General features: G+C 43.5%; 8 protein-coding genes. 5 read left to right on the top strand and 3 right to left on the bottom strand.

Annotated features, from left to right (window positions below; all coding sequences use genetic code 11):
• Positions 1-122 precede the first annotated feature (122 nt).
• The 5 genes from HMPREF1254_RS01760 to HMPREF1254_RS01740 all read left to right on the top strand — a co-directional run bounded on the left by HMPREF1254_RS01760 (position 123) and on the right by HMPREF1254_RS01740 (position 6,417).
• Entirely contained in the window at positions 123-545 is a 423-nt protein-coding gene (locus HMPREF1254_RS01760) for a dihydrofolate reductase family protein (RefSeq protein ID WP_008653350.1), read from the top strand.
• Between the two features lie 239 nt (positions 546-784).
• On the top strand, positions 785-1,402 hold the full coding sequence (locus tag HMPREF1254_RS01755) for an RteC domain-containing protein (RefSeq protein ID WP_032578779.1): 618 nt from the start codon (positions 785-787) through the stop codon (positions 1,400-1,402).
• Between the two features lie 296 nt (positions 1,403-1,698).
• Positions 1,699-2,829 (top strand): ATP-binding protein, encoded by a 1,131-nt coding sequence (locus tag HMPREF1254_RS01750; protein WP_023056866.1) that lies wholly within the window; start codon positions 1,699-1,701, stop codon positions 2,827-2,829.
• Positions 2,830-2,849: 20 nt separating this feature from the next.
• Complete coding sequence (locus HMPREF1254_RS01745) at positions 2,850-4,631, top strand: ATP-dependent nuclease (protein ID WP_023056982.1); 1,782 nt, start codon at positions 2,850-2,852, stop codon at positions 4,629-4,631.
• Between the two features lie 4 nt (positions 4,632-4,635).
• Positions 4,636-6,417, top strand: coding sequence for a UvrD-helicase domain-containing protein (locus HMPREF1254_RS01740; RefSeq protein WP_023056936.1), 1,782 nt, complete (start codon positions 4,636-4,638; stop codon positions 6,415-6,417).
• Between the two features lie 141 nt (positions 6,418-6,558).
• On the opposite strand, the gene mobC is transcribed toward HMPREF1254_RS01740, so the two are convergent.
• From mobC to mobA, 3 genes are read right to left on the bottom strand one after another with little or no spacing between them, the layout of a single operon-like run.
• Positions 6,559-8,568 (bottom strand): conjugal transfer protein MobC, encoded by a 2,010-nt coding sequence (mobC, locus tag HMPREF1254_RS01735; protein ID WP_023056957.1) that lies wholly within the window; start codon positions 8,566-8,568, stop codon positions 6,559-6,561.
• Between the two features lie 32 nt (positions 8,569-8,600).
• Positions 8,601-9,851: a conjugal transfer protein MobB gene (mobB, locus tag HMPREF1254_RS01730; protein ID WP_023056867.1), complete on the bottom strand. Its 1,251-nt coding sequence runs from the start codon at positions 9,849-9,851 to the stop codon at positions 8,601-8,603.
• Positions 9,830-10,258, bottom strand: a complete 429-nt coding sequence (gene mobA / locus HMPREF1254_RS01725; RefSeq protein WP_023056993.1) for a conjugal transfer protein MobA — start codon at positions 10,256-10,258, stop codon at positions 9,830-9,832. Before mobA ends, mobB begins: the two co-directional genes overlap by 22 nt.
• Positions 10,259-10,434: the final 176 nt, after the last annotated feature.

Genomic DNA, 10,434 nt, shown 5'->3' with positions numbered 1-10,434 from the left:
ATGCCTACGCATAGCGTGCATTCACGTACTCTCCGTAAAAGGCTTTACCAGAGCCGTCGCTTGAAAGTAGTGTGGATTGCACGCTACTTTTTTGCACCTTGCCCAACGAAAGGAAAAAGACTATGGGTAAAGTTCAGATTCTTGCCGTCCTCACGATGGACGGGTGTCATTCTTCAGAATTATATGGCAAAGCGTATGAGGATTTACGCCTTGACCGCTGCGATATTGACAAAATAAGGGAAAACGCGCTTTACCATGTCACGCCGGACTACTCCATCTCCATGTTGGACGAATGGCGGAAAGACAATACAAACATCTGCTATCTCGCAGAAGCCACTCCCGATAATTCGGACTATATCAACGGGCTGTTGCGTATGCGGGTGGTGGATGAGATTATCCTATATACCGTGCCTTTCATATCGGGAACGGGACGGCATTTTTTCAAGTCGGCACTGCCCGAAGCACGCTGGACACTCTCCTCACAAAAGAGTTATTCCAACGGTGTGTACCGGAGCATCTACACACGCATGGAAACCATGAAATAGCCGGGATGTTCCATAGAAGAACACTTTTATAATCCGTTTAATAAAGCAATGTTCTGAAAAAGAACATTTTAAGACAGCCATAATTCATGCCGGATAAAAAATATCAATTATTATTGCGCTGAAATCCAGTACGTTGTAAAGACCGTGCCGGATTTTTTGCTTTTTGGTCGCGATTTTTGCCAATACTATTCATGTGCGCATACCGAAAACAGAGTGTAAAATTTCAAAATTGACAGGACATGAATTATTTTTTATTGGCGGAAACCGATTTCTTCCGCCGGATAAACGAAGCCGGGGACTGCAATATGGAAAAAGCATACACGGCTTTCGCCACCCAAGTGATTGAACTGTGTATCGGCAGCCCGGACACGAACCGGACCATCATCGCATTGGCTTACATCGAAATCGAGTTACAGCATCATCCCGTGCATAACCTTCCCGAAGAAAAGAAGGAAATAGCCAACTATGTCAGCAAGGCTCTCTCTTTCGTAAGGAAGATGCAGAAGTTTCTTGCCGCTCCCCAAGTGCCGCCACTAATCCCTATCCAAACATCCACCGACAACACAAACGATAATACCGCCTCACCCTTGCAATGGACAGGCAACGCCATCGACCTCGTGGAGCTGATATACGGCATCAACGAGATGGGCTGTATCAACAACGGCAATATGCCGCTCAAACAGCTTGCCCCACTTCTGTACAAGATATTCGGTGTGGAATCAAAGGACTGCTACCGTTTCTACATCGACATCAAACGCCGGAAGAACGAGAGTCGCACCTATTTCCTTGACAAAATGCAGGAAAAACTGAACGAGAAGATGCTCCGTGACGAAGAGATGGAGCGCATGAGAAGATAGCAAGTATACATATACGAAAAGACAGGATGGAGCATTCCTGTCTTTTTCGTTTACATTTGATTACATGCTAATTAGTTCGATATGAAACCTTTCAACCTGCTAATGATATATTGTAAAGTATTATGTCTGGTAAATAATAGAACCATTCGTGCTATCAAAATTAATAATTACTACGAACGGTGAAAGAAGCGCTTTAAGATTGGAGTTGTAAAAATCGCCATTTCATAGTCTGTTTTTTATATAAAATTCGCCAATTAAAAAAATATGATTATCTTTGCACTATAATTTATCAAGGTATGGAGACAGTAAATAGAATACTTCAAGAGAAGATTACAGCACGAATCGCGCCTAATAAAGCAGTATTGATTTTTGGTGCTCGCCGTGTTGGTAAAACGGTAATGATGCGTAAAATTGTGGACAACTATTCAGGTAGGACGATGATGCTCAACGGCGAAGACTACGATACATTAGCACTGTTGGAGAATCGCTCAATTGCCAATTATCGGCATTTATTGGATGGTATCGATTTGCTGGCTATTGATGAGGCACAGAATATACCACAAATCGGTAGTATTCTGAAGTTGATAGTTGATGAAATACCGGGAATAAGTGTCTTGGCAAGTGGCTCATCGTCATTCGATTTACTGAATAAGACTGGTGAACCGTTGGTTGGTCGCAGTACGCAATTTCTACTTACCCCTTTTTCGCAACGGGAAATAGCGCAAATAGAAACCCCATTTGAAACTCGTCAGAATCTCGAAGCCCGTTTAATTTACGGTTCATATCCTGAAGTAGTAATGATGGAGAACTATGAACGAAAAACAGACTACCTACGCGATATTGTTGGTGCATACCTGCTTAAAGATATCTTAGCAATTGACGGCCTAAAAAATTCGAGTAAGATGCGCGATTTGCTACGATTGATAGCTTTTCAGTTGGGCAGCGAAGTTTCTTACGATGAGTTAGGTAAACAGCTCGGTATGAGCAAAACGACGGTTGAAAAATATCTTGACCTCTTGGAAAAAGTATTCGTTATATATCGTCTTGGGGCTTACTCGCGTAACCTTCGCAAGGAGGTGACAAAAGCCGGAAAGTGGTATTTCTACGATAATGGCATTCGAAATGCGATTATAGGTGCTTTTTCACCATTGGCCATTCGACAGGACGTCGGTGCATTGTGGGAGAACTACATCATCGGAGAGCGTCGTAAGGCGAATTTCAACGAAGGACTGCATAAGGAGTTCTATTTCTGGCGCACTTACGATAAGCAAGAAATAGACTTGATCGAAGAGTGTGCAGACAGTTTGACGGCTTTGGAGTTCAAATGGGGAAACAAGATGCCCAATGCTCCGAAAGTGTTTCAAGAAGCATATCCCCATGCCGAGTTCCATGTTGTAAACAGGGAGAATTATTTGGAGTTTGTATAAAAACAAAAAAATATAGAAACATGTATTTGAGTAGTTTGCATATCAGACAGTTTAGAGTATTTGATGATATTACTCTCTATTTCAAGAATGGAATAAATATTCTGATAGGAGAAAATAATTCAGGTAAGACTGCAATTATAGATGCTCTGCGCATATGTCTCGGATGTGGAAAACCAGACAATTATATCTATATTCAAGAAAGCGATTTGCACGTCAATTCCACAGTTCCAACTGAAAACAATACGACAATACAATTTGACTTGACATTTGAATTTGGAGATGCTCTGATTGAAAGAGAATGTTTCTATGATTTCATATCGCAAGATAAAGAAGATCCAGCCAAGCAAACAATACAATTACATTTGAAATTCATCCAAGAAAATAATGGGAAGAAAAAATATTTCAAACGGATGATATGGGGTGGAGATAATGAAGGACAGCAGGTTCCTTACGAATCTTTGCAAGAAATCTTTTATACATATTTAAGTCCACTAAGAGATGCTGTAAGCTGTCTACGTCCTTATTCTTACGACAATAAGACATCTCAATTATTTAATCAACTTACAAAATACAATAAAGGAGAGGAAGAGATTGAGTTAAATGAAGAAAGAAAAGATTTGCTCGCTAAAAACTTGTACCATGTTTTTGAAGATGACGCTTCGGATTGGAAACATATTCTAACAACAGGAAAAAGTAAGGTCAACGCCCATCTTGAAGGGACGGGAATAACTCGCAAACATCCTAATATAGAAATGCGTTATGTTGGGCGGAAATTTTCCGATGTGGTACGAGGTGTCGAATTAAAATGTCCGGTGTACAAAACGATCGAGGATGGTCAAGAACAAAAATATTTTGAATTGTATCAAAATGGATTGGGCGAAAATAATCTTATTTTTACGTCTGTGGTGTTAGGTGACCTTATCAATAGATGCGAAGATAATGCGCTGGAAATCTATAATGCATTGCTGGTAGAAGAACCCGAAGCACATTTGCATCCACAATATCAGAATACGTTTTTTGAATATCTGAATGAACTACAAAGCAAAGGACTTCAAGTATTTGTAACATCGCACTCTCCGACGATTACGGCGAAATCGGATGTTAATAATATTTCGGTTTTACAACGAAAACAAAACATCGTACAATCATTTTCATTTGGTAAATTAACGGAAAGTGATTATCCGGCTGAGAGCAAACGGCATCTGCGAAAGTTTTTAGATACAACAAAAGCACAGTTATTTTTTGCTAACGGTGTATTATTGGTAGAAGGTGTCGCAGAAGCGATTATTATACCAATTCTTGCTAAAAAATTTCTCTCTGAGAAAATAGACTTGTGTAAAAGTGGAATCGAATTAGTTAATATTGGAGGGGTCGCATTCAATCATTTTGGGTTATTATTCAACAATGATGATGAGAGCAAGCGACTTTTGTCAAAATGTGCGATTATTACAGACAGCGATCCCGAAGAAGATAAAGACAAATCCGACAGAGCGCAAAAAGCTAAAGATTTAGAGGGACAAAACCTGAAAGTATGTTTGGCTCCACATACCCTTGAATATGACTTGTTTGAGCAATCGGAACACAACAAGAGTATAATGCGAGATGTATATCGAAAAATGCACGCTCAAACAAATGATTTAAGAGGTGATTTTAATGCCTCTACTTTAATGAAAAAACTCAAATCTAATAAGGATAAAGCGGAATTTGCCTTACAACTCTGTGATAGATTAGAAACTGAAGTAGCGTTCGATGTACCTGATTATATAAAGGATGCTATTTTGTTTGTAGCACCCTCAGAATAAAAGTATGGATATTCAATTATCAGCACAACAACAAGCTGTTGTTGATTGTAACGAGCCGAGAATTGTCGTGAAAGCTTGTCCGGGAAGTGGAAAGACTTTCTCTGTGGCTGCGCGTATGGCAAAACTTTTACAAGAGAATAATCTATCGAGACATCAAGGAATTGCAGCCATATCTTTTACCAACACCGCATGTGAGGTTATACAAAAAGAACTTAAAGAGACATTCGGTTGTCGAAATATAGATTATCCTTCATTTATAGGGACGATTGATAGTTTTATAAATACGTACATATTTTTGCCTTATGCTCATTTAGTCATGGGATGCAATTATCGTCCTGAAATAGTAGGAACCACGTTTAACAAATGGTTCGATTATGATCCGACCCAAACAAGATATATTAGAGGTAAGCTTGGTGAACGAATAATTACATCTCGTGATGCCAACTACTATTTCGATCTCATATCGTTTGGGCTTAATGATCAATTATTGCGATTGGCCCCATATCAGGCATATCATTTCGGAAAAGCAGATTGGGATAATCCCAATAAGAAAGATGGTTCACCCAAAAAGGTTATATCTGAATTGAAAGAAATGAAATGGAAACATTTCAATGCAGGCAAGGTCAATCAGGCAGATGCAATATATTTTACATTCAGAATATTAGATAAATATCCTTCAATAGCACAAAATATTGTTCGTCGATTCCCGATTTTAATAATTGATGAAGCTCAAGACACAACAGAGTTGCAAATGGCTATAATTGATAAATTATCTCAGTGCGGAGCAGAATCTATTATGTTGATTGGGGATCCTGACCAAGCTATTTTTGAATGGAATACTGCCAATCCACATTTATTTATGGAGAAATACAATAGTCCAGATTGGCATTCATTAGATCTGTCGGAAAATAGACGTAGCTCCGAAAAAATATGTCAATTAGCTAATCATTTCTCTGGAAATGAAATGTGTTCAATAGCAAGCGACAAAGATTACACAGACGAGCCATGTATTAAAGGTCATCTCGACACTCCAGAATCAGTCAATCAAATTACGAATCATTTCATCGAAAAATGCAATGAGATGGGATTGGATGAATCTGAATATGCAGTTGTATTTCGAGGACAAAAGTTTGGCGAGACAAACTTTGGATTAGTAAACAATGATAATTCATCAAGACAGAATAGTCCGTGGATAAACGGGCATTACGGCGTTAGAGATATTGTATATGGAAAATATTTGATTGATCATGGGAAATATACTGACGGACTATCTCTTATAGAAAAAGGCTGCTATAAAATCACAAAGCGAGTTCGGTATGTTTCCTCAAGTACTATGCGAAGAGAAATAGCGGAAGTAGGGTTTAGAAGACATAGAGCAGAGATGTTTGATTTTATTCAAAAATTACCTTCAACGAATGATACACTGTCTAATTGGATTACGAAACTTCAACAAATGGGCATAAATCTAACTGTTGATTTGGGAAAGGCTAATGTCCGTATTGAATCCCTTTTTAGAACAGTAAATCATCAATTTCGGCAAGAACGACCTTACCTGAAAACAATTCATTCGGTAAAAGGTATGACATTAGAGGCTATTTTAGTATTTCTGTCTAAAAAAGCTGTCCACACGAACTATACAACGATTTTGAATAATCCTGCAAAGTATTCTGTTGACAATAATGAAGAACTCCGCATTGTGTATGTTGCATGTACACGACCTAAGAAATTGTTATGGATAGCCGTTCCATCAGACGATATTGATTGTTGGAGAAATAAATTGTTCTAAGCAAAAACAGTTGCTGACAAACAATATCGCATCATCTGTTTTTGCTTTATATTTAGCGACTTGGTAATAATCTACTTAATATTGGGCGGAACAAGTTTGACACTTTGCTCCGCCCGTTTTCATTGTACCCCGTCAGCTATGTTATTTCTGCTGTAACAGATGTTTCAGATTTTCGTCGTTGGCAATCCGTTCCAGTTCCTCCTGAACAATCTGCTTGACTTCCTCCTTGATTCGCCTGTAATTCTCCTGCACCGTTTCCTTCATGCGGTCGTTACCGTTTTCGTCCGTGAAGTCGGTAATGACGGGTATCTTCTTGTAGGCTTTTTCCTCGCGTTTCACCTTCTCTGCATCCACGACAATCTCGCAGTGAAAAATCTTCTGTTCGATACGCTCGTTGAAGTTATCGGACACAGAACCGACAAACATACCCTGCGTCAAGCCGGAAATCTTGCTTGGCGGGATAAGCGCGTCCATCTGCGTATTGATGGAGGTGGAAACATCCTGCCGGTTGATGGATATGGACTGCCGTTTCTGCAAGACCTTTCCGAAGCGTTCGGATAGCGTCTTGGCAGTTTCGCCTACCACCTGCCCGGAGAAGATATTGCCGACGGTGTTCATCACGACTTTGGCTTCCTTATCGCCATAGTCGCGTACCAACTGGCTGAAATCCTGAAAGCCCAGACACACGGCAACCTTGTTGCTTCGTGCGGTGGCGATAAGGTTGTCCAGCCCCTTGAAATATATCGTCGGTAGTTCATCTATAATAACCGACGACTTCAGCATCCCCTTCTTGTTGATGAGCTTTACGATACGGGAGTTATACAGACCGAGAGCCGCACCGTAAATATTCTGACGGTCGGGATTGTTACCCACGCACAGGATTTTCGGCTCTTCGGGATTGTTTATGTCCAGCGTAAACTCGCTGTCCGACATTACCCAATAGAGTTGCGGGGAAATCATGCGCGAGAGCGGAATCTTAGCCGACGCAATCTGTCCCATCAACTGCTCCGCAGCACCTCCGAGCCATGCGTCCATGAACGGAGAAAGGTAGTTTTCCAGTTCCGGGTAAGAGGTCAGAATCGGGAAAATATCCTCATAGCGGCGGTTCAAAAACTCAATGGCATGGGGGAACGTGCAATACTTGCCATTCCGGAAAATTTTGAGATACCAGATGATAGCCGCGAAGAGGATGATGGGCGATTCCACAAAAAAGTCGCCCTGCTTTTGCACCCAACTTTTATTTAAGTTGAGCATAATGGTGTACGCACTCTCGTAAGCGTCCGTAATGTCCTCCATGAAATCCGGGTGGATGGGATTGCAACGGTGTGAGCGTCTCGGGTCGTCGAAGTTTATCACATAGAACTTCGGTTTCACCTTGTAGCCCTCCGGGTGGTTCAGCAGATGATTGTAGGCTATCGTGGACAAGTCACTGAATTTGAAGTCGTACACATACATCGAGAAGCCCTTTTCAATCTGCTGCTTGATGAAATTATTTACCACTGCGTAGGATTTGCCGCTGCCCGGCGTACCCAATACAATGGAAGCCCTAAAGGGATTCACGACATTGATCCAGCCGTTATTCCAACGCTTTTTGTAGTAAAACCGTGTCGGCAGATTGACCGAATACTCACTTTCTATGAGCCGTGTTTCCTGCATGAAGCTCTCATTCTCGTTGTTAAACACATCGTCCATGAGATTGTGCTTCAACAGGCGGCTCATCCACAGACCGCCCATCAGCAGGCAGACATAGCCTGCGCCAACGGTCAGGATATACAGTCCCGTCACCGCCTCTATCGGCAGCGGCAATGCCAGTATCCACCAGTTGAGGAAGAACAGCACGAAGCCAACGGCAAGAGCCGTCCAAATTCGTCCCCAAGTGATTTTCTCACCCTTCACGCCCTTTGTCCCCAGACAGGACAGGGCAAGCAGGAGAACGGCAAACAGTTTAGTGTACAGGATGGAACGGAACAGCCCCGCCGTGCGGTTGAAGTTCATCAGTATTCTGTCCACCACGCCGATGTCCACACCCCAAAGCCGGATGGCTTCATAGCAGAACCAATACACGTTCATGACCACTAAAATAATACTCACGGCACGCAGAAAATCCATGATTTTCGCCAATGCCCTCAAATCGTCTTCTTGCTGTGACATACATTGATTTTTTTGATTGTTGATACTCCTGATTACGTCCCCAAGCCCTTGCGCTTCTTCTTTTTCTTCTTGCGCTGCATCGCCCGGATGAAGGCTTCCTCTTCAGCGTCCACTGCCGAACCTTCGGGGGCAAACAGGTTCATGCCACTGGAATGGCTTTCGTATTCCCCTCCGGAATATCCTTGCCTGTTCTCCGGTTCCTCCACCGGAACGGAGATCGGAATCGGCGGCTGTCCGGCATAAGGCAGCGTGAAGTGTTCCTGCAAGGCGTTGGCGGAAAGTTCCTTGCCCATGCGTGAGCCGTTCAACACGCAGCCCGTGCGGTGGTCGATGAATGTGGCTCCATAGATGCGCCCTTCCTCCGTGTAGCGCAGTACGGTGTCGATGCCCTTTCCTTTGAGGGTGGCTACAAACTTCTCCTTGTCATACGTGCCTTCCAGTACGGAAAGGACGGTGCGTTTCGTCATGTCGGCAAGTTTCCTGTCCTTAATCTCCTGCTTGGAACGGGCAAACTTCTTCTGCACGGCTTCGTAGCCCACAGACTTCCCGAACAGCGAGGACTTGAACGGATTGCCGACCTTGTTGCCCTTGTCGTCCGTGACGGAATAGACCAGCCCGTGATACTCACGTCCGCGCACATTGCCATGCGCTTCCTCCACCGTCATATTATATAAGGAAAGGAGTGCGCGGTATTCGCCCATCGTCTGGAAGCGGTACTGCCCGCTGATAGCCTTGACGATATTTCCCGCCTGCTTCTTTACGTCGCCCGCAGAGGCGTCCACCTTGTGTAGCGGCGTGTCAAGACGGCGGTTCTTGCGTTCCGCGTCGTGTAGCCCGTACTTTCGTTCCAGTTCGCGTGTTATCTGCTTGCTCCGGTAAAAATTGTTCCGGGTGTCTATGCTCCTGCCATTCTCGTCCACCCTGACCGTCACAATATGCAGATGGTGGCGGTCGATGTCCTCGTGCTTGAAAACGAGATACGGCTGGTTGCCGAAGCCCATCTTCTCCAGATACTCCCGTGCGATATTCTGAAGCTCCGTGTCCGTCAAAATATCGTCGGGATGCGGATTGAGTGAGATATGCACCACCGGTTTCTCCACCTTCGACCGAACGGGCATCAGAGCGAGAAAGTCCTCCATCGCCCTATGGATTTCCATCGTTCCCGTGCCGTCATTGTAGATGCGGTTGGTTGTCAGAAGCCGCCCTTTCGCCTCGTTGATTTTCTCCCCGTTGTAGGCAAGTGCGCCATACAACGAGTTTCCTACACTGATTTTTGCGACCATTTTTCCTGCATTTCTCTTGAAAGTTCCACAATTTTACGGCTCAGTTTCACAAGTTCTACGGTCTGTTGTTCCAGCTTGTAAAGCAACGCCATCGCCTTTTTCTCGGAAAAATGCAGCCTCAGTTCCTTCACAACTTGGTTGTAATTTGTACCTATCGCGCGGAACTGCGCATGAAAATCGGACAGTTTGGTGTAGTAATCCACCAGCGTCTTGTCCACTTTCAGCACCTTGAACGGCTGTCCGAAGAAGTGCGCCTTCAGGAAAACTGATTTGGCGTAAACGCCCGACTTCTCGAACATGGAGAGGAAACGGTTGTGTTCCTCCTCGCTGAAACGGACGGTGTAGCGGAACACCGCCGGATCGAGTTTGGGATTTCTCCCGCCTTTGTTTCTTCTTTTTTCACTCATATTACTTTGGATTTAGCGGTTTGACGGCATAAGCCGCCGCTTCGAGGCACAGACACCGCCGGTTTGAGAGGCTTCCCGACTTCGGAGGGTAAGCCCGCCCCCTGCAAGGGCAAGGCGTTTTCGTGGCTGCTCAAAATATTTTGAGCGGCTGAAAACATACCTTGCTATGTTCAGAG

The sequence above is a fragment of the Prevotella sp. BV3P1 genome (genome assembly GCF_000479005.1).
Classification (GTDB): Bacteria; Bacteroidota; Bacteroidia; order Bacteroidales; family Bacteroidaceae; genus Prevotella.
The sequence above is the reverse complement of the archived record's forward strand: the minus strand, read 5'-3'. Positions and strand labels throughout refer to the sequence as shown.

Bases quoted from the DNA above. Each gene is read 5' to 3' on its own strand.
- HMPREF1254_RS01760 (WP_008653350.1), top strand. From the start codon at position 123: ATGGGTAAAGTTCAGATTCTTGCCGTCCTCACGATGGACGGGTGTCAT.
- HMPREF1254_RS01755 (WP_032578779.1), top strand. From the start codon at position 785: ATGAATTATTTTTTATTGGCGGAAACCGATTTCTTCCGCCGGATAAAC.
- HMPREF1254_RS01750 (WP_023056866.1), top strand. From the start codon at position 1,699: ATGGAGACAGTAAATAGAATACTTCAAGAGAAGATTACAGCACGAATC.
- HMPREF1254_RS01745 (WP_023056982.1), top strand. From the start codon at position 2,850: ATGTATTTGAGTAGTTTGCATATCAGACAGTTTAGAGTATTTGATGAT.
- HMPREF1254_RS01740 (WP_023056936.1), top strand. From the start codon at position 4,636: ATGGATATTCAATTATCAGCACAACAACAAGCTGTTGTTGATTGTAAC.
- mobC (WP_023056957.1), bottom strand. From the start codon at position 8,568: ATGTCACAGCAAGAAGACGATTTGAGGGCATTGGCGAAAATCATGGAT.
- mobB (WP_023056867.1), bottom strand. From the start codon at position 9,851: ATGGTCGCAAAAATCAGTGTAGGAAACTCGTTGTATGGCGCACTTGCC.
- mobA (WP_023056993.1), bottom strand. From the start codon at position 10,258: ATGAGTGAAAAAAGAAGAAACAAAGGCGGGAGAAATCCCAAACTCGAT.